This window comes from Flavobacteriales bacterium, assembly GCA_016779995.1.
Classification (GTDB): Bacteria; Bacteroidota; Bacteroidia; order Flavobacteriales; family UBA7312; genus UBA8444.
Genome location: JADHMO010000005.1, coordinates 95159 through 120737 on the forward strand (window position 1 = coordinate 95159; position 25579 = coordinate 120737).

15 protein-coding genes are annotated in these 25579 nt (G+C 33.0%); 10 read left to right on the top strand and 5 right to left on the bottom strand.

What is annotated here, in order from left to right; all coding sequences use genetic code 11:
• The first annotated feature begins 1 nt into the window (after position 1).
• A complete protein-coding gene (locus tag ISP71_05075; GenBank protein MBL6663459.1) occupies positions 2-2635 on the top strand; it encodes a hypothetical protein in 2634 nt (877 codons plus the stop codon).
• A gap of 2 nt (positions 2636-2637) precedes the next feature.
• On the opposite strand, the gene ISP71_05080 is transcribed toward ISP71_05075, so the two are convergent.
• Both ISP71_05080 and ISP71_05085 read right to left on the bottom strand, forming a co-directional pair.
• Positions 2638-3507, bottom strand: a complete 870-nt coding sequence (locus ISP71_05080; GenBank protein MBL6663460.1) for a glucosaminidase domain-containing protein — start codon at positions 3505-3507, stop codon at positions 2638-2640.
• Complete coding sequence (locus tag ISP71_05085) at positions 3492-4382, bottom strand: 1-aminocyclopropane-1-carboxylate deaminase/D-cysteine desulfhydrase (protein MBL6663461.1); 891 nt, start codon at positions 4380-4382, stop codon at positions 3492-3494. Before ISP71_05085 ends, ISP71_05080 begins: the two co-directional genes overlap by 16 nt.
• A gap of 49 nt (positions 4383-4431) precedes the next feature.
• Between ISP71_05085 and ISP71_05090 the strand changes: the two genes are divergently transcribed.
• From ISP71_05090 to ISP71_05100, 3 genes are all read left to right on the top strand, one after another.
• Positions 4432-4614: a hypothetical protein gene (locus ISP71_05090; GenBank protein ID MBL6663462.1), complete on the top strand. Its 183-nt coding sequence runs from the start codon at positions 4432-4434 to the stop codon at positions 4612-4614.
• Positions 4611-6614, top strand: coding sequence for a urocanate hydratase (locus ISP71_05095; protein ID MBL6663463.1), 2004 nt, complete (start codon positions 4611-4613; stop codon positions 6612-6614). The genes ISP71_05090 and ISP71_05095 overlap by 4 nt, the downstream gene beginning before the upstream one ends.
• Before the next feature lie 99 nt (positions 6615-6713).
• On the top strand, positions 6714-7325 hold the full coding sequence (locus ISP71_05100) for a hypothetical protein (GenBank protein MBL6663464.1): 612 nt from the start codon (positions 6714-6716) through the stop codon (positions 7323-7325).
• A gap of 4 nt (positions 7326-7329) precedes the next feature.
• Here ISP71_05100 and ISP71_05105 read toward each other — a convergent pair whose 3' ends face one another.
• Positions 7330-7965 carry a DUF3575 domain-containing protein gene (locus ISP71_05105; GenBank protein ID MBL6663465.1) on the bottom strand — a complete coding sequence of 212 codons (636 nt, stop codon included), beginning with the start codon at positions 7963-7965 and terminating at the stop codon, positions 7330-7332.
• A gap of 238 nt (positions 7966-8203) precedes the next feature.
• Between ISP71_05105 and pdhA the strand changes: the two genes are divergently transcribed.
• The 6 genes from pdhA to ISP71_05135 all read left to right on the top strand — a co-directional run bounded on the left by pdhA (position 8204) and on the right by ISP71_05135 (position 16765).
• Complete coding sequence (pdhA, locus tag ISP71_05110; protein ID MBL6663466.1) at positions 8204-9199, top strand: pyruvate dehydrogenase (acetyl-transferring) E1 component subunit alpha; 996 nt, start codon at positions 8204-8206, stop codon at positions 9197-9199.
• 4 nt (positions 9200-9203) lie between these two features.
• Entirely contained in the window at positions 9204-10451 is a 1248-nt protein-coding gene (locus ISP71_05115) for a 2-oxo acid dehydrogenase subunit E2 (GenBank protein MBL6663467.1), read from the top strand.
• Positions 10452-10515: 64 nt separating this feature from the next.
• Entirely contained in the window at positions 10516-12609 is a 2094-nt protein-coding gene (recG, locus tag ISP71_05120) for an ATP-dependent DNA helicase RecG (protein MBL6663468.1), read from the top strand.
• 62 nt (positions 12610-12671) lie between these two features.
• A complete protein-coding gene (locus tag ISP71_05125) occupies positions 12672-15095 on the top strand; it encodes a phenylalanine--tRNA ligase subunit beta (GenBank protein MBL6663469.1) in 2424 nt (807 codons plus the stop codon).
• A gap of 54 nt (positions 15096-15149) precedes the next feature.
• A complete protein-coding gene (locus ISP71_05130; GenBank protein MBL6663470.1) occupies positions 15150-16352 on the top strand; it encodes a hypothetical protein in 1203 nt (400 codons plus the stop codon).
• A gap of 35 nt (positions 16353-16387) precedes the next feature.
• A complete protein-coding gene (locus ISP71_05135) occupies positions 16388-16765 on the top strand; it encodes a hypothetical protein (GenBank protein MBL6663471.1) in 378 nt (125 codons plus the stop codon).
• 70 nt (positions 16766-16835) lie between these two features.
• On the opposite strand, the gene ISP71_05140 is transcribed toward ISP71_05135, so the two are convergent.
• Together ISP71_05140 and ISP71_05145 are read right to left on the bottom strand one after the other, a co-directional pair.
• Positions 16836-18443: a hypothetical protein gene (locus ISP71_05140; GenBank protein MBL6663472.1), complete on the bottom strand. Its 1608-nt coding sequence runs from the start codon at positions 18441-18443 to the stop codon at positions 16836-16838.
• A 56-nt stretch (positions 18444-18499) separates the two neighbouring features.
• Positions 18500-25558, bottom strand: a complete 7059-nt coding sequence (locus ISP71_05145; GenBank protein MBL6663473.1) for a T9SS type A sorting domain-containing protein — start codon at positions 25556-25558, stop codon at positions 18500-18502.
• Between the last annotated feature and the right edge of the window lie 21 nt (positions 25559-25579).

The window sequence follows — 25579 nt, forward strand, 5'->3', positions numbered from 1 at the left end:
TATGAAGCTAAATAAGAGCACAGTCATACTAACTTTAAGTCTTTTAGTTGGAATCATTTTCTTTTTGTTATATCAGAAATACCAAGAGCTTAACAAACAAACTACAGATGCCATTCAATCTATACCAATTAATGCTGCTTTGATAGTAGAGAGCGAAAATTGGAGCTCTACATTAAACGAATTAGAGAATACAACGCTTTGGAAAACGATATCAAATTCTGAAGATTGGACAGAAATCAGAAAAACAATTGAAAGTATATCCCTTAAATTTCAAGCTTACGATGAATTAAAACACTTTATAGACAATCAGAAGTTGTATTTATCTATTCATCACTCTACTAATGATTTTTACATTTTTCTTTCTACCGCTTGTAATACTGAAGAACTGAAACTGATAGAGATGAACGATACTTTAATTGGCAGTTTTAAAAGCAGAGAATACGACGGAGTTAAAGTATATGAACTAGATAATAATTGGAATTTATGCCATCACAAAGACATCTTGTTTATGAGCTCATCCTCTTTACTCATTGAGGATGGAATAAGACAATTAAATAATGAGATTAGCCTATTAGACAACACCGAATTCACAAAAGTACAAAGTACAAAAAGTACTTTTGCTGGAGCCCACATTTACACCAACTATTCTAATTTATCAAAGTTACTTTCTCAAAACACAAAGCTTTCTAAATCAGACGAAAAATGGATTAGCCGATGGGCCAATTGGGCCGAACTTGACTTAGAATTGTCAGACAATAATTTGACTCTTTCAGGATTTACACTAGTAGAAGATTCTTCCTCAAATTATTTAACCTCGCTATTTGGTCAGCTAGAACAGAAAATAGAAATAAGCAAAGTTGCTCCAAGAAACACCTATAAAATAACGGCTTTAGGTATAGAAAACTTCAATTTATTCTACGCCAATTACAAAGATTTTTTGGCGAAACATAACAATCTTTACGAACACAACAAAGCCCTATCTGATATCAAATCTAAATATAATTTAGACCTTGAGAATTACTTCAACGGCATAGTCTTGAATGAAATGGGTACAATAAGTACATTCTCCACTTCAGGAAAATCAGATGACTTTATATTTATCAAATCCAAAAAAGAATCTGAAGAATTACTTAACCACATCAACCCTAAAACTGATAACAAACCATTTTCAGAAAATTATCGAGGATTTAAACTATCCAAGTTTGAAATAAATGATGTATTTGCAAAACTTTATGGACAAATGTTTAGTTCTGTCAAAGAAAATTACTTTTCTTATGTGGACGGCTACCTTATTTTTGCCAATTCTACATCGTCATTAAAAGCTTTCATTAATAATTTTATTTCAAAAAAGGTGCTGGACAACAATGCCAGTTTTATCAATTTTAAAGATCAGATAGGTTCTCGCTGCAACTTCCTTTATTATACTAATCCATCAATAGGCAATTGGGATGAATCACTAATGAATAAATGGAAACCATTTATTATAAAAGAAAATTGGTCAAATGTAAGTGGCTTTGTTTATCAATTAAGTTCAAAAAATGAATTATTCTACAACAATGTGGTATTACAATACGAGTCTAATGTGGACGAAGAAACACAACTAGATTGGATAGTAAATTTAGAAAGAAATATTTCTACATCACCACAAATAGTATATAATCATAGTACTAAAAAGAATAATGTAATTATTCAAGATGATGATAAAATAGTTTATTTGATTAGCTCAAAAGGAAAGATTTTATGGAAAAAACAACTAGGAGGAATTATCTTAGACAAGGTTAATCAGATGGATTTCTTTAAAAATGGAAAGCTACAATACATTTTTAACACAGAGGACAGCTTATACATTCTAGACAGACTTGGAAGAAATGTTGAAAATTTTCCAATTAAACTTCGAGCAAAAGCTAAAAGGGGGCATTCACTACTAGATTACGACAAAAATAGAAACTACCGTATTTTAGTCCCTTCTGAAAATGGTATGGTTTACAATTATTCAAAAGAAGGAAAAGCAGTTAAAGGCTGGAAATTTGAAAAAATGAATATGCCTATCAGCCACCAAATTCAATACGTGAATATTAAAGGTAAAGATTACATTTATGTAATAGATAGTGATGGTAATACCAGTATCGTTGGGCGTAATGGAAAAAAACGTACTGATATTGGAAAAATTCCTATTAAATCATCATTCTATTTAGATAAAAAAGACGGCAGCATTTACACTGCTGATAAAAGTGGTAATATTTGGCTTACCACATTAAAAGGTAGTCAAACAAAAATTAAAACATCTGAACTAGAAAGTTTTAGCTTTTTTGCATCAAACTTCAATAATGATGATTTAATGGACTTATTTATCTCTGACGATTCTGGAGTAAAATGCTATAACCTAGAATCAGAAATTTTGGATTTTAATGTCCAAAATGAGTCTAATCCTAAAGTTTTTAAATTTAACAACCAATCTATTATTGGCTTTTCAAGTGAAGGAAGTTGTTATTTATTTGACTCTCGAGGCAAAGCATTTTCTGGAAGCCCACTCTTTGGAGGTGGTGATTTCGAATGTGTAGATCTAGATAAGGACAATAAGCTAAACCTAATTGTTGTTAATGAAAATATTCTTAATAACTACAGTCTTGAATAAGACTACCTCAACAAGCCAATACTTATACTAGGATGAAACTGCTTGGCATCTGTTGAAGATAAAGAAAATCTAAAATTGATTTGCTTTTGTTTTACTGGAATAAAAAAATGAGCTGACAAAGAATAGTTAGGCTTTAAGTCTATGTTATTAATATCACCTGTCGGAGTTATAAGTCCAAAATCAGCCCCTAATCCAATAGAGGAGGTCAGTAGCTTTCCGCCTCCTAACATTAAAGCTAAATTATCAATAGCTGCTGTTGCTCTAAGATTTAAATAATATTCTTTCTCATCATTTTTATAGAGTACTGACTGACCAATTAAGTCAGTCCAACCCACTGAAAAACCACTAAATAAAAGTTTATCACTTTCAACTTCTACTTCATCATCTAATTTATGCAATTCATTTTCTTCAATAATTTTAATCAAGTGTTTAGCATAATTAGGATTTGTGGCGTAACCCGCCTTTTTTAAACCTTTAGCCCAAGATTTATAATCAGTTATTTCATATTCAAACAATGCAGCATATCTTGGCCTTAGTAAAAACTCTGAATGATCATCATAAGAATCTCTTACTTTATTATATTTTCTAAAACATTCATTTTTTTTATCATCATCGTGGTAAACCCTCTCCCCTTGCCAATCGGAATGACATTTAATACCAAAATGATTATTTGATTTTTTAGCTAATTCACTATTTCCATCACCACTTTCTAAAATCCCTTGAGCAAGTGTTATACTAGCAGGAATTTTATATTTTTTCATCTGATAAATGGCTTCATCTTTATATTTATCGATATACTCTGTACGAGTCATATCTTGAGCTGAAAGCTGAAACGAAAATAGGAGTAAAAATAGGACTAGTCGATTTTCCATTCTTTAGATTGTAAGCGTTGATTCATACCTTCAATTCCTTGCAAACCTCCAGTATGGACAGCTAAAATAGTACTATTTGGAGGAAAATTATTATTCTTTATCATATCAAAAATACCATAAAACATTTTGGCAGTATAAACAGGATCTAACTGAATTGAAAAATCACTTTTGAACTCATTCATGAAGGTCACCAATTCCTGACTAACTTTTGCATAACCACCAAAATGATAATCGGATTGAATAGACCAATTTGAAGTGTTCACATACTTTTTCACTTCAGCAGTCAAAAAATCACCCCCTTTTAAAGCAGAAAATCCTAAAGCAAATTGAGTCGGTTTTATACCTCTAACAACTCCTGATAATGTACCCCCAGTACCAACGGGAACACAAACCATGTCAAAATCTTTGAAAGAAACCATCTCCTCACAAGATTTAACAGCAAGTTCATTTGTTCCTCCTTCAGGAATAAGGTAACAATCTCCATACATGGATTTCCAATCAACATTAGATTTTTTACGATAGGTTTCTCTATCTACAAATTGCAATTGCATACCCTCATTTTTTGCTCTTAGTAGAGTTGGATTCAAATTATCAGTAAAGTCGCCCCGAATAATGCCAATGGATTTTAAACCTAGTCTATTACAAGCCGAAGCCGTGGCTGCAATATGATTGGAAAATGCTCCGCCAAATGTTAAAATTGTACTTTGATTTTGCCTAACAGCCTCCGTCAAGTTATACCTCAATTTCCACCACTTATTACCCATACAATGAGGGTTATTTAAGTCCTCTCTTTGAATTAATAGTCTAACTTTCTTAGACTTCAACATAGGATTAGTAATTTCTTGAATTTCTTGTTTGACGACTGGTGAAAACATACACTAATATAAGCAATGAATATCGTAAATTTGTACCTTTCAAAATTCTATGGTAAACTTTTCAAACCAAAGTAAATTAGCAAAGGAAGATTTTTACAAAAGTAAAGATGGCTACATTATTTTCACAGAGAAATACCATTTAAAAAGAGGCTATTGTTGTAAAAGTGGTTGTAAACATTGCCCATACGGATTTAATAAAAAAACGGATTCTTTAAAAAAGAAATTAAAATGACAGCATTTAAAGATAGTATATCAGCAGGTATTCCCAATGAAATTCCTCAAAAAAAAGAATACGACCTTAGCATCAATCATGCGCCCAAAAGAAAAGATATTCTAAATGCTGATGAAAAAAAATTAGCCCTAAAAAATGCTTTACGATATTTTCCTAAAGAACAACATACGTTTTTAGCTGAGGAGTTTTCTCATGAATTAAACGAATATGGCAGGATATATATGTATAGATACCGACCAGATTATGAAATGAAAGCTAGAAGCATTGAGGATTATCCTGGAAAATCCTTACAAGCAAAAGCCATTATGCTAATGATTCAGAATAACCTAGACTATGCTGTAGCCCAACATCCTCACGAATTAATAACATACGGAGGTAATGGAGGTGTATTCCAAAATTGGGCTCAGTATTTATTGTGTATGCAATACCTGTCTGAAATGACTGACGATCAAACATTAGTTATGTATTCAGGTCATCCTATGGGACTATTTCCATCTCATAAAAATGCACCTAGAGTTGTTGTCACCAACGGAATGATGATTCCTAACTACTCCAAACCAGATGATTGGGAAAAATTTAACGCACTAGGTGTTACTCAATATGGACAAATGACTGCGGGTTCTTATATGTATATTGGACCACAAGGCATCGTTCATGGAACAACTATTACTATTCTAAACGCTGGTAGAAAAATAAGTAATGACGGATTAGCAGGAAAATTATTTTTAACTGCAGGTTTAGGGGGTATGAGTGGCGCTCAGCCAAAAGCTGGAAATATTGCTGGTTGCATAACCGTAGTAGCAGAAGTAAACCCTAAAGCAACGATAACAAGACACTCACAAGGGTGGGTAGATGAAGTCATTGAAGATTTGGACACTCTTGCTACTAGAGTTAAAAAAGCAAAAGAAAATAAAGAAGTTGTTTCCATTGCATTTCAAGGTAACATCGTTGAAGTATGGGAAAAATTTCTTGAGGAAGACATTTATGTGGATTTAGGTTCTGACCAAACTTCACTTCACAACCCTTGGGCAGGTGGTTACTACCCTATTGGTTTATCTTTTGAAGAATCCAATGAATTGATGGCTAATAACCCTAAAGAATTTAAAGTCAAAATTAAAGAAACCCTACACCGACATGCCAATGCAGTAAATAAACATACCTCAAAAGGCACTTACTTCTTTGATTATGGAAATGCATTTTTGTTAGAAGCATCTCGTTCAGGTGCAGACGTTATGGCTCAAGACGGCATACACTTTAAGTACCCATCTTATGTCCAAGATATTATGGGTCCAATGTGCTTTGATTATGGTTTTGGACCATTCCGTTGGGTTTGTGCAAGTGGCAAAAAAGAAGATTTAGACAAAACCGATAAAATAGCTTGTGAAGTATTAGAAAAGTTAAAATTAGACGCTCCAAAAGAGATACAACAGCAAATGGCTGATAATATTCGTTGGATTAAAAGTGCTAATGACAACCAATTAGTTGTAGGCTCTCAAGCAAGAATATTATATGCCGACTCTATTGGCAGAATAGAAATCGCCAAAGCTTTCAACGAAGCAATAAAAGAAGGAATTATTGGTCCAATAATATTAGGTAGAGACCACCATGATGTTTCTGGAACAGATTCTCCTTACAGAGAAACTTCTAATATATATGACGGCTCTAGCTTTACCGCCGATATGGCTATACACAATGTGATTGGAGATAGCTTCAGAGGTGCTACATGGGTATCTATACACAATGGCGGCGGTGTAGGTTGGGGAGAAGTTATTAATGGAGGATTTGGAATGCTTATTGACGGTTCAGAAGAAAGTGCTACAAAAATTCAGTCTATGCTACATTGGGATGTAAATAACGGAATAGCTAGAAGAAGCTGGGCTAGAAATGAAGAAGCCATTTTTGCTATTAAAAAGGAAATGGAAAGAACTCCAAAGTTAAAAGTAACACTGCCTAATTTTGTTGATGAATCCATACTTAATTCATTGGACTTCAAAAATTAGACTTTTTTAAGATTTTTTACTACTTTTAAAAACTCATTATAAGGTAATAGAGTTGTTATTTTTCAACCCTAAAACCGTAATTAAAGCAAACCATAAAGCATGAAGAAAGTTTACTTCTTTTACGGCTATTTTTTTCGAATTATAGCATTCATTTCAACAATTTTAAGCTCAACTCATACCCAAGCCTCTCAACCTCTACGCTCCTATAATGGTGAACTTAGCTTTTATTTAGAAACAAATCATCTTTTATTTATGCCTGCTATTACCATAGACTATATGAAAAGACTAAACACTAATTATGCTTTTAACATATCAGGTGGCGTGAGTACTATCAATAAGAAAAAAGGTTATGTTGTACCTCCAAATGTTGGGTTTCCTATAAATGGAAGTTTTTTATATGGTAAAAATGAAGGTATGTTAGAAGTTGGTGTAACCATGAGGCCTCAGTTTTTTCTAACTAAGGATTATGTCCATCATAATCATTTTAATTTTGAAGAAAAATTTGAAGAAAATTCGAATATAGTGTACTTCACCCCACGAATAGGGTACCGATACCAAGATAATAAACTATTAAACATAAAGGTCAGTGTTGGACCACAATTTGCTATTGCCAAATCCGATTATGCAAAATATACTGGAAGAATATTTAAAAACTATGAGTATTTAGAGAAAATATATTTACAAGTAGGCGTTGGTTTCAGGATAAAATAGAAGATTAAAAATTTATTCCGAAATGTAAATTAAGGTATAATTTTTCATCTGTTTCTTTAGGATTTTCTAAAAATTCATCGCTTCCAAAACGTTTTGTTTCTGATGACACATTTTGTAGATGATACCCCCCTACTATGTCAAGACAGAAATCATTAAAAATCTTAAATTGAAAGCCAGCTCCTATTCCTCTACCAATCTTGGAAAAGTTTTTTTCATAAGTAGCAACATCGCCAATTCTTACATCAGAATATGTTTTAGTATAATCGGAATAGCTACCATACACATTGATATAAATACCCATTGGGGCGTCCCAAGTAAAGTAATATTTGAATTCTGGTAGAATAAGATAACCCGAATATTGATAGGCGTCACTATCATAAAACACTTGAGTGCTATCTTGACCTACCCTACCTCTGTCACTACTTGAAATAAGTGTGAAATTCATCTTGTATGAAAATTGTGCAGCATTATAACTATATCCCGGATCAAGCATTCTCTCGTAAGAAATTGTGTAACCACCTTCAGGGGCAAATGGCTGGTATAAACTCGTACTTATCACATTCTTCGGAACCCTAAAACTTTGTGAAAAAAGAGAAGTCGAAAAAAGAAGGAAGAATATTAAAATTGATGTTTTTTTCATTTATTGTTTAAAGTACAAATATCGACATTATTTTTAATAGATATTTATCTTATAAGTATTTTATATTACGCCTTCAAAGTGTTATTTTTAAACTTTTTTTATTAAAAACTAAATGATTTAACTTATTTTTTTTCTAAAATGGCTGATTAAAGGTTAAATTATCACAATACACCCCCAACTAATAATTATTAATTATTATTAGGCTATTTTGTGTTAAATTTGCACCAATTTTAACGATATGGCTACAAAAATTACAAAAAATACTTATCTCAATTGGTATAGAGATATGCTCTTGTGGAGAAAACTAGAAGATAAGGCTTCTGCACTATACATACAACAAAAGATTAGAGGGTTTTTGCACCTCTACAATGGACAAGAAGCTATACTAGCAGGATGTAGAGAAGCTATTGATCCGTCTAAAGATAAAATGATAACGGCTTACCGAAATCATGTGCAACCAATTGCAATGGGTGTTGAACCAAAATATATAATGGCCGAGTTAATGGGTAAAATCACAGGTTGCTCAAAGGGAAATGGTGGCTCTATGCATATGTTTAGTAAAGAACACAATTTTTTTGGTGGACACGGAATCGTTGGTGGACAAATACCCCTTGGAGCCGGATTAGCTTTCGCAGACAAATACAACGGTAGTGATGCGGTAACTCTTTGCTTTATGGGTGACGGAGCCGTAAGACAAGGCTCATTACATGAAACCCTTAATCTAGCTATGTTATGGAAGTTACCTGTTATATTTATTGTTGAAAACAATGGATACGCTATGGGAACTTCGGTTGAAAGAACAGCCAATCACACTGAAATTTGGAAGTTAGGATTAGGCTATGAGATGCCTAGTGAGCCAGTTGACGGTATGGATCCAGTAGCAATGACCAAAGCTGTTGAGAAAGCTGTGAAAAGAGCTAGAAAAGGTGATGGCCCAACATTTTTAGAAGCAAAAACATACCGCTATAAAGGACACTCCATGTCTGATGCTCAGCATTATAGAACAAAAGATGAGGTTAGCGAATATCAAAAAATAGACCCTATTAATACAACTCTTGAGTATATCAAAAAAAATAAATATGCTTCAGACAAAGAGATAGAGGCAATTAATCAAGAGGTAAAAGAAACTATTGCTGATGCGATAAAATTTGCTGAAGAATCTCCATTCCCAGTAAAACAAGATTTATACGATAGCGTTTACGAACAAGAAGATTATCCATTTATAAAAGACTAAGAAGATGGCAGAAGTAGTAAATATGCCCCGATTGAGCGACACCATGACAGAGGGTGTTGTTGCAAAATGGCACAAAAATGTTGGCGACCAAGTATCTGAAGGTGATTTGTTAGCTGAAATAGAAACAGACAAAGCCACTATGGAATTTGAGAGCTTTCAAGAAGGCTTTTTACTACATATTGGTGTAGCAGAAGGTGCTAAAGCCCCAGTAGATAGTATATTAGCTATTCTTGGCGAAAAAGGTGAAGACATTAGTTCTTTACTTGAACAAGACAAAGCAAATCAAGAAGAGAAAGTAGAAGTTAAAAAAGCTGAAGCTCCAGTAAAAGAAGTAAAAACTGAGGTGGTAAAAGAAGCACCAAAAGTAGAAGTTAAATCTACTCCAAAACAAGAAAAATCTACCCCTAATAATGGCAAAAACGTCGCTTCTCCTCTAGCAAAAAAATTGGCTGACGAAAGAAATATTAATCTTGCTTTAGTCAAAGGAACAGGTGATTTTGGCAGAATAATCAAGAGAGATATTGACAATTATTCTGGAGGTTCATCAGTATCTACTGTCGAAAGTTATACAGAGATCGAAGTTTCTCAGATGAGAAAAGTAATTGCTCAACGACTAGGTGAAAGTAAATTTTCAGCTCCACACTTCTATCTAACTTGTGAAATTAGTATGGATAAGACCATAGAAGCAAGACAAGCAATAAATACTGTTTCCCCTATTAAGATATCATTTAATGATATGATTGTAAAGGCCTGTTCTATGGCCTTAGAGCAACACCCACAAATCAACTCTAGCTGGTTAGGCGACAGAATTAGATTCAACGACCACATACATATAGGTGTGGCAATGGCTGTGGAAGATGGTCTATTAGTTCCTGTCGTTAGATTTGCCAATAGTAAAAGACTTTCTGAAATTTCTAGTGAAGTAAAAGAGTATAGTGTAAAAGCTAAAGCAAAAAAATTACAACCTGAAGATTGGCAAGGCAATACATTTACCATTTCTAATTTAGGAATGTTTGATATTGAAGAATTCACAGCAATCATAAACCCTCCAGATGCTTGTATTTTAGCTGTTGGCGGAATAATTCAAAAGCCAGTTGTAAAAAATGGTGAAATTGTTGTTGGCAACACACTCAAAGTAACACTTTCTTGCGACCATAGAGTTGTTGATGGTGTTGTAGGTTCAAAATTCTTAGGAACATTAAAGAGTTATTTAGAAAATCCTGTTCTATTTATGGGAGCTAATAATATTTAACTTTTTTCACAAACTATTTAAAAGCCCTATCAAATCTGATAGGGCTTTTTTTTATCTTTATGCCATGCAAGAGTTGTTCAATTCAATAGAATATTTGAAAGGTGTTGGACCCAAAAGAGCGGAGCTCTTAAGGAAAGAACTTGGGCTTTATACTTTTGGTGATTTATTGCACTATTTTCCGTTTAGATATATTGACAAAACTAAATTCTACAAAACAAGTGAGATAAACAGCGATTTACCTTATGTACAACTTGTTGGTCACATCAACAATCTACAAGAAGTAGGCGCAAAACATAGCAAACGATTAACGGCAAAGTTTCAAGATGAAAATGGTGCTATCGAATTGGTGTGGTTTAAAGGCACTAAATGGATAAAAGATAGTATTAAGGTCAATAATAAGTATGTTGTATTTGGCAAACCTAACCTATATAATGGAAAGATAAATATCGTACATCCAGAATTAGAAACCATTGATGAAAAGCATCAAACAAAACTCAATGCACTTCAACCTATATATTCTACTACCGAATCGCTATCAAACAAAGGGTTAACCAATAAAGCAATTGGCAAACTTACTTCGGTATTATTACCACAGGTAATCAATAATATAAAAGAAAACCTCTCGAGTGAACTGATACAAAAACTCAATTTAATTCCTCGTCGTGAAGCTTATACGAATATTCATTTCCCAACTAATACCAAAACTTTACAACAAGCACAATACAGACTTAAATTTGAGGAATTGTTTTTCATACAATTACAACTAATAAGAATGAAAATCGTTCGCCAACAAAAGCTTAAAGGCTTTGCGCTTTCTCAAATCGGTGAACACTTCAACAATTTTTTTCACAATCACCTACCTTTTGAACTAACAAATGCTCAAAAGCGTGTTTTAAAAGAAATACGTCACGATTGCGCCAAAGAGTCTCAAATGAATCGTTTACTTCAAGGAGATGTTGGCAGTGGTAAAACACTTGTTGCCTTAATGAGTATTTTAATGGCAATAGATAATGGATTTCAAACCTGTCTAATGGCTCCTACTGAAATTTTAGCTCAACAACATTTTGAAACTATCTCTAATTTACTAGCTGAAATGCCCATAAAGATTTCACTTCTTACTGGCTCAGTAAAAAAATCACATCGCACCGTAATACACGAAGGCTTAGAAAAAGGAGAAACACACATTCTTATTGGCACACACGCTTTACTAGAAGATAAAGTAAAATTTAAAAATTTAGGCTTTGTTGTAATTGATGAACAACACCGTTTTGGTGTAGCTCAACGTGCTAAAATGTGGCTAAAAAATAATAAGCCCCCACACGTGTTAGTGATGACAGCTACTCCGATTCCTAGAACATTAGCTATGACTTTATATGGAGACTTAGACGTTTCTGTAATTGATGAATTACCCCCAGGCAGAAAAGCTATAAAAACCATTTGGAAATCTGAAAGTGGCAGACTAGCTATGTTAGGTTTTGTCCAAAAAGAAATAGAAAAAGGAAGACAAGCCTATATAGTTTACCCACTAATCAATGAAAGTGAAACACTAGATTATAAAGATTTGATGGACGGCTACGAAAGTATTTGCAGAACTTTTAAAGGAAAACAAATCAGCATTGTACATGGGCAAATGAAATCTGAAGACAAAGATTTCGAAATGAATCGATTTACTAAAGGAGAAACACAAATTATGGTTGCAACAACCGTTATTGAAGTTGGTGTAAACGTTCCTAATGCCTCAATTATGGTTATCGAAAGTGCTGAACGTTTTGGCTTATCTCAGCTTCACCAATTGAGAGGTAGAGTTGGTAGAGGAGCTGAACAATCGTATTGTATCTTGATGAGTGGCAATAAAATAAGTACGGAAGGACAAGAAAGACTAAAAACTATGGTTAGAACAACCGATGGCTTTGAAATTGCAGAGGTAGACCTGAAACTTCGAGGACCTGGCGACTTAATGGGTACGCAACAAAGTGGAATGCTAGAGTTAAAAATTGCCGATATAATGAAAGATAATGCGATTTTACAATATGCTAGACAACTTGCCCTTACTTTATTGGAAGAAGATCCAGAACTAAAACTCCCTAAAAACAAAGCTATTCTCAATCATTATAAAGAGATTAGCAACAAACAACTTGAATGGAGTAGAATATCTTAATATAATGAGCTATATAACACCTCATTCTTTTTCTTACTTTTGCCTTAATAATTTTACTCTAGATGAAGATTTCATACAATTGGTTAAAAGAATACATAGATGTTGATTTAGATGCAACAACTGTTGCTCGATACTTGACCGACACAGGACTTGAAGTTGAAGGAATAGAACACGTAGAAAGTGTTAAAGGTGGACTGAAAGGTATTGTTATTGGTGAGGTATTAACAAAAGAACAACATCCCAATGCCGACAGACTCAGCATTACAACAGTAAATATAGGTCAAGAAGAAGCTCTTAAAATTGTTTGTGGCGCACCAAATGTTGAAGCAGGACAAAAAGTTCCTGTTGCTACTATTGGAACTGTCTTGTATTCTGACAACGAATCGTTTAAAATCAAAAAAGGAAAAATTAGAGGTGAAGTATCAGAGGGTATGATTTGTGCTGAAGATGAAATTGGTCTTGGCGATAGTCATGAGGGCATTATGGTTCTCGATTCAAATGCAAAAGTAGGCCAATTAGCTAGTGAATACTTCAATATAGAAACGGACATTGTTTTTGAAATTGGATTAACTCCGAATCGTTCAGACGCCATGTCACACATAGGAGTAGCCAGAGATTTAGCGGCAGTACTTAACCACAACAACATAAAATGTCAGTTAAATTTTGCTGATATAAGTGCATTCAAAGAAGGGTCAGAAAAACCTCTATCTATAGAAGTTAAAGATGAAAAATCATGCCCTAGATACGCAGGTATAAGTATTAAAAATGTAAAAGTAAAAGCCTCACCAGATTGGCTACAAAAAAGACTTCAATCTATTGGTTTAACTCCAATCAATAATGTTGTAGACATCACAAATTATGTTCTACACGAAACTGGTCAGCCATTACACGCTTTTGACGCTAAAAAAATTGAGAAGGATACAGTTATTGTTCAACAGTTAGAAGATAAAACAAAATTCACTACTCTCGATGATGTAGAAAGAGAACTATCATCTGAAGACTTGATGATATGTGATGGTAAAAATCAGCCCATGTGTATTGCTGGTGTTTTTGGAGGTAAAAATTCTGGAGTTGAGAAAACCACAACAGAAATATTTCTAGAAAGTGCCTATTTTAACCCTGTATCTGTTAGAAAAACAGCTAAAAGACATGCCCTCAGCACAGATGCTTCCTTTCGATTTGAAAGAAGTGTTGACCCTAATCTAGTAATTTATGCTTTAAAAAGAGCTGCTTTGCTAATAGAAGACATTTGTGAAGGTTATGTATCTAGCTATGTAAGTGATTTATATCCAAACGAAATAAAAGACACAAAAATAGAACTCAACTTCAATAAAATAGACAAGTTAATTGGTGAAAAAATAGATAAAGACACCATTACATCTATTTTAAAAAATCTAGACATTAAAATAACAAAAGAAGACAAGGAAAAATTACTCCTTTCAGTTCCACCTTATAGAGTTGACGTCACTAGAGAAGAAGATGTTGTAGAAGAAATTTTAAGAATATATGGCTATAACAACATTCATATTCCAACTCAGCTTAAATCATCAATTGTATATTCTGACAAATTAGATGAAGACTATTTACAAAATGTCATTTCAGACCTACTCTCGAATAATGGTTTTAATGAATGTATGAATAACTCTTTATCCAAGTCTGGCTACTCGGAACTAATTACTGAAATTAAATTAGATGAGCAGGTGAAACTACTCAATCCATTAAGTCAAGATTTAGATGGAATGAGACAAAGCCTATTATTTTCTGGATTAGAAAGCATCGCTTATAATTTAAATAGAAAGAACCATAATTTAAGCTTTTACGAATTCGGAAAAACCTACCACATTATCAATAGTAAATATATTGAGAAAAAGAAACTTATTTTGCTAGCTTGTGGAAATGAAAAATCTGAAAGTTGGAACGAACAGAACAAGAAAAAAGATTTTTTCTGGATTAAACAAAAGGTTGAACACATTTTAAAGCGCCTAGGGTTTCATAATTTGAAAGGAAATAGTAACGATTTATCATACCTAGTCGATGCATATTCATTTAATTTTAAGAAAAATAAAATTGCTGATTTTGGTTTCGTTAATAAAGCCACTTTGAAAGCCTTTGGTATCAAAACAGAAGTTTTATATGCAGAGTTAGACTGGGATTTAATAGTTAAAAATATTCACTCTAAAACTAAATATTCTGAAGTCAATAAATTCCCTAGTGTAAGAAGAGATTTGGCACTTTTACTAGATAAAGATGTTGAATTTTCAAAACTATACTCATTAGCAAAACAAACGGAAACAAATTTGCTGAAATCAGTCAATTTATTTGATGTTTATGAAGGCGATAAATTACCAGAAAATAAGAAATCATACGCTTTAAGTTTTATTCTTGAAGACAAAGAAAATACCCTAACCGATTCACAAATTGATGGGGTTATGGATAAATTAATTAATACATTTGAACAGAAAGTAGGAGCTGAAGTAAGAAAGTAAATTCAATTTCTTATATTTGACATCACTAATTTAATAGAAAAACACCTAGTTATAATGAAAAAAGTTGCCATAGTACTAGCCATGATGTTTGGCGGAATAATTTCTCAAGCACAAGAAAGCGTAGTAAAAATTAGCGGTTTAGATGCTGCTTTTGGTATGTATGAAGTATCATACGAGCGTACATTCAATGAAGGAATTAATATTATTAAGCCAAGAGGAAGATCTAGAAAACAAGGAAAGTGGCCCAATATTTTAACTAAAGGTTCGATGCAATATTCACTTTCATTCTTTTCTTCTAAGCATGACCAAACTTTTGGTGCTGGGATGACTGCAGTAATAGATACTAACAGTAACCATGACCCTGGTAATTTAGTTTCTGGAACACAAGTTGTTGCCGATCCATTAGAGCATTCTGTATCTAGATTAGCAACTACCACAATTAGTGGTTTTGGCTTAGGAGTTGAATATAGAAGCTACATTAAAACGTATGAACAAAAAATTGGCGACCCTCCAAGAGGCTGGTATATTGCTCCTTTTGTTAACATACAATCTAAAAGTATTGATTTCGATGACAATACACCTCTTGAAACTAATCAAGCTATGAATTATCTAATGTACCCTAACAATCCTACCTATGTTGATGCTGTTTTTGGCAACTACTCGGGTCCTTGGTTAGGTACTGAAAATACTGACCCTGCATCACCTGACTTTGGTTCTCTTAGTACAAATGGAGCAAATACAAGCAATCCTAATGGCTCAAATGCTACAGTAAGTAATAATGACCTAAGCTGGCACGATGTGTCCTATAAGCATAATGAATTTGGTTTAATTGCAGGTATCGCTATTGGTCGTCAATGGTTGTTTTATGATAAGATATCTTTAGATGTACAAATCGGACCTCAATACAGCATCGTAAATAGAAGCGAAAGGGTATTTAATGGAAACGATGATTGGAATTTAAACCAAACTGCTGATAATGTAAATACTGTTGCTTCTGCTGCAGGCAATACTGCTGATTTTTATTTACAAACAAAATATGGAGATGTATATGCTTTTGATGGTAATGCTCCTGATTCAGATGTTGCAAATGGATATTATGGCATCGTCGATGAAAGTGGTACAAATGTTGTTATCAAAGCCAAAGGGAATGAATCATTAAAGTTCTCCTCTGGTTTTTATAGAGACTTACCTGGATTAACTGATTTTGCTAAAATAGAAACATATAGAATTAAAATTAGAGTAGGATACGCATTCTAGTCTTTAACACAATCACAACCTTAACATTTTATAGTATGAATTTTAAAATTTTATTTACTGGACTATTGTCTACAATCTTATTGACTTCTTGTTTAGATTGTATGGATTGTCAAAGTACTACAGATATTAGTTTATCAGTGGAGTATTATTCATCCAATAACGGCTCAATGAGTTTAGACTCAACAACTAATTTTAGTTATAGTGGCCCAGGATATGTCAACACAGCCCTACCTACTAATATTACTTCTTCAACTGACATCAGCCCTTACCTAAGTCCTATCACAATAAGAGAAGCGTGTGGTGAAGATTTAAAAGATATAAATAACTCTACCGTTAGTTTTGAGACAACAATCGGTGACTCCATTTCAGGAATTTATAAATACAATTGGTCTGAAAGTTGGGACTGTAAATAATCAAAATCCAGTTATAAAAAAAGCACATCTATACGATGTGCTTTTTTTTATTGTAATAATAGTCTTTCCTTTAAAACTCTGATGCAAAGTCAGTCCTGACACCATCCTTAAACGCTATAATAAATGCATTCTCATATCCATTAGAGCTAACTTTCAATAAATAAGACTCTGCTTTTTTGTAGCTATCGTAATTTCCACATATGAAGGTGAAAAAGTCATTACCTAATGGTACGGTAATTAAATCGTCATGCAAATAGATATCTATAGGCATATTAAATTCGCTGAAGTCACCTAATGCAACTCTGAAAATAGCTCCATCTAAAAAGGATAAATCTACATCACTATTTTTAATACCTGTTCTTACGTATTCTTTATAAATTTCTGTAAGCTCATTCTTGTATTTTTCATGATTTTTAAAAGCTTTCTTAGCACTTTTCAAATCATCTAATTCATTGTGAATAGCTACTTGATTTTGATAGGACAATAAGAAGTATTTATCCAATGAATTACATTGTTCTAATAATTCTATCGCTTTATCTTTCTTTCCTAGACCATATTGCATTACAGCTATATTGTATGTCAAATCTCTATCATCATACACTTGTTTGGAAAGCATTTCGATAATAGGCCCAACTTTCTTTTTATCTCTTTCTTCAGAGCTTCTGAAATAAGACATTGCTAAATTAGTGTTAACATAGCTTAATGTTAATTGTGAAACCTTAGCTTGATTGAATTTCTTCAAAGATGACTTAAATGCTTTGATAGCAAGAGGAAATTCTCCTGCATTAAATAGCACAACACCTTGATCATATAATTCTTGACCTTCTCTAAGCTTTTTTCTTAGGCGATCATCAAAAGCTGTAATTGTCTCATTTTTTAATACAGATTTTCCATCTCCTTTAGCTGATAAAGTGATAGGGTCGATATTAATACCTTTGGGGGGTTCTGATTTTATTTCAATTTTTTCTACTTTGTTTGAGTTTTTAGCTTTTTCTTTTTTCTTAGCTAAAGCTAATTGCTCTTTTCTTTGCTCCTCTGCTAAATCATCTTGGGCATATTTTAAGCGAGTAAGTACTTTTTCTGCTTTCTTAGTGTCATTTATGGCTTGATATACAGCCGCCAAGTTTCCGTAGGCTTTAAAAAAGTTTTTATCCATTTTAATTACTGACTCTAATTGCTCAGCTGCTAATACCTCGTTTCCATTTAAATAATTTAAAATGGCAAGATTATATAACCATTCCTTTTCTTTTTCTACAGAACTAGTAACCAGTTCAAGGTATCTTAATACTTTCTTCTGATTTCGATCATCATTACTAAGCTGATGAGCTAATGCAAGTTGTAAATTTGGAAAATTTAGGGCATCGTCATTTAGCTTAGCTCTTTTATAATTTTTAAATGCTGTCTTAAAAGAAAGAATAGCCTCTTCGTTATCAGACTGTTGCATTAATTGCACTCCTTTAGTGTAAGCCTCGTCAGCAAGTTTAACTTGCTCAGCAGTTCTATCGCTAAGTCCTTTAACCTTAGCGTACTCCATAACCTTAGCAACGTCAGAAATGATAATTAAATCATTTTGACTAATAGAAACAGCGACATTATCCTCAATAATAAGAGAATCAGCTGCCATTGAATTGAACGTTGCAAAAGCAAAAATCGCTATTAAATAAATAAATTTTTTCATCTAATTTGAATCGTTTTAGTATTGTACGAAAGTAATGAAAATTTAAAAACTAATAATTATTGTTTAATAATCTTATAAATAAGCTCATTTTCATTCTTTTTAAGTCTTAAAAAATAAATGCCGTTGAATAATTGTGAAGTGTTTATTTCCCAAACATTTGAATCTAAACCACTCTTTACAACTCTACCTCTAACATCACTAATCTCCCAAAGTATTTTGTCTTTAGAATCTAATGATACATTTAAGAAATTATTAAACGGATTAGGATATATATTAACCTCCTCGCTAGCCCAATTTGTCATTTCTAAAACTTCTATTTTATATATGCTTGATTCACCAATACAATCCGAATCATCAGTAACAACAACGGAATATTCTCCAGGTAAGCTTGGTTCGAATAAGCTGTCATTTGCGCCTACAATTTGTCCATTAGAGTCATACCACTGATAAGAATATGGTGGAATTCCAGAAAGAGGATTGCTTATTGTAGGCTCAAGAATAACTAATTGACCATTTTCAAAATCAATTATTGGATAAATAGCATTTGGCTCAAACATTACAATATCTTCTATAATAAAACACCCATTAGAATCGACCATCTTAATTGCATACTCATCTGCACATAAATTATTAAAGATTGTACTGCTATCAGCTGTATTAAGGCATATTAAATTGTACGGAGTAGTACCACCGCTCAATTGACTTATGCTAATTGAACCGTCACAAGTTCCATAACATGTAGGGTTGGATAGGTCATATGTAAATTCTAAAGGCTCTTTATCAACCAATTCTACAATATGACTATAAGTACATACATCGGGAGAGTTTGGTATAAAATAATTTGCAGAAAGTGTATAAGTGCCTTCTGAAAGCTGGTAAAAAGTATTATTAGCAGACGTATTTCCATTTAAGGTAACCCATGAATTGAAGTCGCTAATGACTGCATCTACTTGAATAATTCCATCACTGAAATCTGGACAAGAAATATTACTGGTGCTATATTCTATATCTGCTGAATAATAGGGTATATAAAAATCAAACTCTTGAACACAATCGTTTAAATCAACAATATTCATAGAATAATAGCCCGAATCTAAATTTTCAAACAAACCTGAAGTTTGATAAAGCGAACTATCTGTCTGGTCTAAAGAATAAAAATATACACCACTTGAGCCTCCGCCAGCAATAGCATTAATAGCACCGATATCTGATTGATTTGTGCTGCTATTAATAGTTGGAGCACCACAAAATATAGTGTCAATTGTCAATTCGGAAATGACAATAGGGTCTGGTTCATCAACAACAAATGATAAAGTGTCTAAACAATTCAATTCATCTTTTACAACTATATGATGAATTCCTTGATATAAACTATCAAACATTATTTCATCTTGCTGAATAAAAGGACTATTGTCTATCGAAAATGAATAATTACCCACTCCCTCAAGTGCCGAGGTGTAAATTTTTGCAGTACCATCTTCCTGGCAAATATCATAATGAATAAGGGCTGGAAGATTAGCATTTATATAATTTATAGTATCGACAGCTAAACAAGGCCTGTTAGGGACAATAAGTGAACTATCTTGTTTTTCACAGCCATGATTGTCCAAAATCTTAAAAGTATATGAAGAGTCACCACACAATTGATCAAATAAACTATCCGCTTGGAAAATTCCATCTTCAAACCCATAACTGTATGGTAATATTCCGCCTTCGGCTGACAATATCACCTCCGAATCACAACTATAACAACACGAAGGTAATGTTGCCGTTTCAATTTCTAAAACTAATTCTTCTGGCGAAGTACATTCAACAGTTATAGTATCTGAAAAACAACCTTGAGCATCAATAACGAAGAATTGATATTCCTCACTACCAACCAATTTATCAATATGGGACGTTTTAAATGTGTCAGGCTCATTCACTATAAAGTATGAATAATCAGCTGTTCCTCCAGTTATTGTAATATCTATAAAACCGGTTGAATCACCATAACACAAAGCACAATAACCCATGCTATCTGATAACTCATAACTATCGATAAACAAACTCAAATCAGGTTGTGTAAGTATCACCGTCATTGTATCTTGACAACCCACACTGTCCGTTACTGCAACTATAAAGGTATCAGCTAAAAGCTCAATGATAACATTAGTATCTTGAGGAGATTGACCTAAAATACTGAATTGGTATGGAGGCACGCCACCACTAGCATCTATACCTATTTGCCCATCATTGTTACCAAAACAAGAAATATCAAAAGTCAAACTATCTATGATTGAAATAGCTAACTCGATAGGTTCATTCACTACAAAGTTAGTATCAATAATACAGCCATTAGAATCTACAATTTCTAAATAAAAAGAACCCGCATATAATTGATTAGATAATATACTAGAATCATTATTGAATATATAGGTGTAATCAGGTGTTCCACCTGTAAAATAAGCATTCAAAATGCCTGTGCTATCACCATGACATACAACATCAGTAACTTTGATGGAGTCAAGAATAAAGGGTTCTGGCTCTATAATTTCTACCTCAAAAAAGTAAGGACAATCGTCATTAATAGACGTAACTACTTCAACCGTATAAATTCCTCCAGAAAGGTTGTTAAATAAATGAGGGTGGTTGTTCCAAGGGTAAATGGTATTTAAGGTATCTGTAAGCCTAACAAGGTGTGAAGGATAAATACTTTCTATATGTAACATAAACTCTCCATCATTTGCACCATAGCAACTGACATCTTTATGCATATCTAAACTATCAGAAATAATGACTTCATCAGCAACAATAGTAAAAGAGAGCTGTTGATGACAATCTTCAGCGTCAGTTAGATGGACTATGTAGTCTCCTATTGTTAAATTATTGAACACATTATTGCTTTGAGTAGCAAGTGTATCTCCATCTTTAACCAAATCAAATACATATGGTCCAGTACCATTTTGGACTCCAAGCTCAACATAACCAGTCGAATCCATATAACAAGCTAGTGTGTCATTGATATCTACAACCTCAAAAATAATTTCGGTATTATTGAAAATTTCAAAATCAACGGTGTCTGCACATAAGAAATTATCTTTAACTGTTAACGCGTAAGGACTTGCTTCTAAATCACTAATTGTAAATTGATTTTGAGCATCTAAAACAACAGGAATAATAGAACCATTGAGCCTAAATACAAAAGGTTCATTTCCTTCCATTAGTTCAAATGTAGCACTTCCTAATTCTTGACACCCAACATGAATAGTTGAAATAATAGCTAATTCGGGTGATACAGGATTAGTATTTATTTCAGAAGTTAGTGTATCTGAATAACAACCTTCACTATCAATAGCTATAAATGAATATTCTCCAACATATAAACCATTAAACTGATGGGGGAAACTATATAGTTGATCGCCAACAATACCAACACTATACGGAGCTACCCCACCTTCAATGATTGTAGTAATAGAACCTAATGCTGAACCATCACATAATACATCTTGATGTAAATCTAAGTCTTCAGTAAGTACTAACTGAGAGTTTTCAATAATAGAAAAAGTTAAACTATCTACACAACCTTGGTCATCTTCAGCTATAACGACATAATTTCCTGCAGGCAAATTACCGAAGTATGGAGATTGCTGATTAAAAATTAAAACCATATCATTCTTAGCCAAAGAATAGGTGTATGAACCAACTAAACCAGCATCTACTTCTATATATCCAGTACTATCGCCATAACAAGATAAAGTATCTGAAATATCTGTAATACTTAAATTAAATGTGCTTTCATCTTCTATAATAAAGTTTATAGAGTCGACACAAGAATTAGCGTCAAATAAAGAAAAAGTAAAATTATCTTCAATTAAATTATTAAGTGTTACAACTTGATTTGGAAGTGTAATCTGATTAGTGTCTAAACCATTCAAGGAGTAAGTATAAGGCAATACACCACCTTGTACTTCAATCTCAACATTGCCTGTAGAATTAAAACAATCTATATTTTGTAAAGAATTTATAGATATTAGTATATCAGAAGGCTCTGTAATTTGTATACTATCTATTGATGCCGTACAAGCAGCGCTATCTGTAAATGTATAGGAGTAATAACCTGCAATTAAATTGTCATAACTTTGAGTGAATGATGCATTTTGAGTATTAAAATCACCTCCTTCAATAGTCAATGAAATAAAACCTGTACTATCTCCATGACACAAAACATCTTGATGTAAATTAAGATTTTCTGTAATTTGAAGTAATGGATTTTGATTTATTATAACTTCTAGTGAATCTTGACAGCCGTAACTATCGCTAACAAAAATTTCATAACTATTAGCTGGTAAATTATTAAATAAATTGAATGTTTGTTGAGAATACAAACTATCCGAATTGTATAAATCATAAAGATAAGGTGGTGTGCCCCCCACAGCATTTAGACTGATAAAGGCAGAAGAATCGCCATAACAACTAATTGTGTCTGTAAAGCCATTAATAGTGAACTGTAATTCTGTAGACTCCGTAATCTCGAAGTCTAAAAAGTGAGAACACCCATTTAAATCTGTCACTTCTACAGTGTAACTATTGGGAGTCAAATTTTCGATAAAGAAATAACCATCTTGGTTTTGAGTAAGAACCATTGTATCTCCATTTAAAATAAAAATATCGGGATCAACTCCTCCAAATACTTTAAATGCCATAGAACCCAAACCCTGTCCATAACAATTAATATTTTGTATTTGTAAAGAATCAAAATATAAAGAGTCAGGCTGTAAAATCTCTATTTCTTCCCTAACTACACATAAAAACTCATCCTTTAATTCAACAGTATAAATACCTGCAGAAACATTTTCAATAGTATCCATTGGGATATTGGTAGTATTGAAATAAACAATATTGTTCATTGAATCTAATAAGGTATAATTTATGGTAGTTGATGAATCTGTAGAAATGTAAATTGAAGCGTTTGTATCTCCATAACATAGTAAGTTAGTATGATTTACATCTAAAGCCGGTGAGGGATAGAAATTGATAAAAAAATCAAATGAACAACTGGAAACATTAAATGTATATGCTGTGTTTTGAGTGGGAAAAATATCTATCGAAGGATTTTCACTTAAAAGTATAGAATTTGCACCTATAACCCTCCTCCACTCAATAGAATAATTACCTGTCATAAATGGGCTGACATCAATACTGATAGAACTATCTGCGCTACATAATACATATACATCGTCTATATAATCCTCGTTTGTATTCGCATTTATTAAATTAACAAAATCTGAAACAATCGAAATATGAATAGAATCGGAAGTAAGAGCACAATTATTACTATCTAAAGCCTCTACTTGTACAAATACATTTGATGTGTCAATTAAAATCTGTTGGCTTTGAACATAGTTCATAGAATCACCATAGTGCCAAGAATAATTGGTGTAGCCACTATCAGCAATAATATAACTAGTCAGGTCGCAAGCTTGTGCATAATAAACGCCATCTGATTCAGAATATGAAACTAAAGATGGATCTCCATTCAAAGAAATACCTATATCAGAATCACTTACTGCCACTACAAATGTAGAATCAAAAATTATGTCCTGTCCATTAGATATCTGAAGGTTATAATTACCTTCAGCTAAATTATAAATTGAAGTATCTGTAGAACTAAATCCATTAGGCCCTTGCCAATTAAACGTATAGCTATTATCTGAAATCACCTCAAACTCAATTTTTCCTGAGTTTACACCTATACAAGTGTTATCAACATTATAAACGTACACTTCCATAGGTGTGGTGAAAGTATATGTTTCTGTTGACCATCCTTCTTCACAGCCAGTTAACGAATTTGCTTTTACTTGGACTTCATAAGTTGTTATTGGGTTAAGATTGTTTAGTGTTTTGAAGGGTAACATTTCTGCAATACCATTTGAATAATCACCCGATGCTACTGGACCTTGCCAAGCTTGACCAAGCTCTCGATATCTAAACTTATAACCATCTGCCATCGAATCTGCTTCCCAATAAATATTAGCGTTAAATGGATAAATTCCAGCAAACCATAAGGTGTCTGGCAATACTGGTTGTGGACCTAGGTGAATGGTATCAGAATTTTGACACCCATTTGCATCTTTAATAGCTGCAAAATAAGTGCCATATGTTAAAGAACTAAAAATACTATCACTGGCGTATGGACTATTAGACAAAGTAAATAAGTACGGAGCTTCTCCACCACTACCACTAAGAACTATTTGACCATCGTTAGTATCAGAACAACTTGCATCAGTCAGTTGGCTATTTACAGATAAATCTTCACAAATGGTATCTATCAACGTCAAGGATACATAAGCATCTTCAGAAACTATTGAAAGTAAGTTTCCATTTTCATCTACACTCCATAGTCTTAAGGTTGCTGTATACTCACCTGTTGGAGCTGTGGGATTAAACTGATTAAATTTAACTCTTACTGGTCTAACTTGTGTATAATTACAATTAGCCGTTTCTCCCGTCTGACTACCCCAATAGCCTATAGCATCACCATTGGCATCGATGGTATAAGCAATTGATTCCCAGTTAGATTGAGCGTTATAAAATTCGATTATAAAATCTCCTTGCTCAAGATTATCGGTCTCATGAGAAATGATAAATTCTGGCTTAAAATCTAATTGACAGCCAAGATTAACAAGTTGTACATCGCATTGCGAATATTGACTATACCCAACTGGATTTAAATCAAATGGATTTTGAACTTCTAAAGATGCCGTATCTTCTTGACACGAATAATCCATAAAAATGTAAGAAATAGAATCATAACAATTTGTCACATTATCAGTCACATATGCCCAATAAGTTTCGTTGACGGTCAAAAAACTTAGGGTTGTAGCATTCGTCTGAGGTCCACCAGGAAGAAAGCCTCCATTATCATTCAACCATTCGTAGGAATAGTCTCCAGAACCCGAACCCGAGCTTACATTTACTTTTAATTGACCTCCATTGACACTCCCTTGACAAAAAGGTTCTTGTAGAACTTCAATCTGTAAATCTAAGCAGTTATTGGAAGCTTGGCTCGATTGAATAATCTGAGCAGAAGAATTAATGCTAAAAAATAAGAATAGAATAAAAAATAATCTCATGGCATATGTTTTAAAGTACGA

What these genes read in the sequence shown, in the direction of transcription:
- ISP71_05075 (MBL6663459.1), top strand. Translation starts at nt 2, where the DNA reads ATGAAGCTAAATAAGAGCACAGTCATACTAACTTTAAGTCTTTTAGTT.
- ISP71_05080 (MBL6663460.1), bottom strand. Translation starts at nt 3,507, where the DNA reads ATGGAAAATCGACTAGTCCTATTTTTACTCCTATTTTCGTTTCAGCTT.
- ISP71_05085 (MBL6663461.1), bottom strand. Translation starts at nt 4,382, where the DNA reads ATGTTTTCACCAGTCGTCAAACAAGAAATTCAAGAAATTACTAATCCT.
- ISP71_05090 (MBL6663462.1), top strand. Translation starts at nt 4,432, where the DNA reads ATGGTAAACTTTTCAAACCAAAGTAAATTAGCAAAGGAAGATTTTTAC.
- ISP71_05095 (MBL6663463.1), top strand. Translation starts at nt 4,611, where the DNA reads ATGACAGCATTTAAAGATAGTATATCAGCAGGTATTCCCAATGAAATT.
- ISP71_05100 (MBL6663464.1), top strand. Translation starts at nt 6,714, where the DNA reads ATGAAGAAAGTTTACTTCTTTTACGGCTATTTTTTTCGAATTATAGCA.
- ISP71_05105 (MBL6663465.1), bottom strand. Translation starts at nt 7,965, where the DNA reads ATGAAAAAAACATCAATTTTAATATTCTTCCTTCTTTTTTCGACTTCT.
- pdhA (MBL6663466.1), top strand. Translation starts at nt 8,204, where the DNA reads ATGGCTACAAAAATTACAAAAAATACTTATCTCAATTGGTATAGAGAT.
- ISP71_05115 (MBL6663467.1), top strand. Translation starts at nt 9,204, where the DNA reads ATGGCAGAAGTAGTAAATATGCCCCGATTGAGCGACACCATGACAGAG.
- recG (MBL6663468.1), top strand. Translation starts at nt 10,516, where the DNA reads ATGCAAGAGTTGTTCAATTCAATAGAATATTTGAAAGGTGTTGGACCC.
- ISP71_05125 (MBL6663469.1), top strand. Translation starts at nt 12,672, where the DNA reads ATGAAGATTTCATACAATTGGTTAAAAGAATACATAGATGTTGATTTA.
- ISP71_05130 (MBL6663470.1), top strand. Translation starts at nt 15,150, where the DNA reads ATGAAAAAAGTTGCCATAGTACTAGCCATGATGTTTGGCGGAATAATT.
- ISP71_05135 (MBL6663471.1), top strand. Translation starts at nt 16,388, where the DNA reads ATGAATTTTAAAATTTTATTTACTGGACTATTGTCTACAATCTTATTG.
- ISP71_05140 (MBL6663472.1), bottom strand. Translation starts at nt 18,443, where the DNA reads ATGAAAAAATTTATTTATTTAATAGCGATTTTTGCTTTTGCAACGTTC.
- ISP71_05145 (MBL6663473.1), bottom strand. Translation starts at nt 25,558, where the DNA reads ATGAGATTATTTTTTATTCTATTCTTATTTTTTAGCATTAATTCTTCT.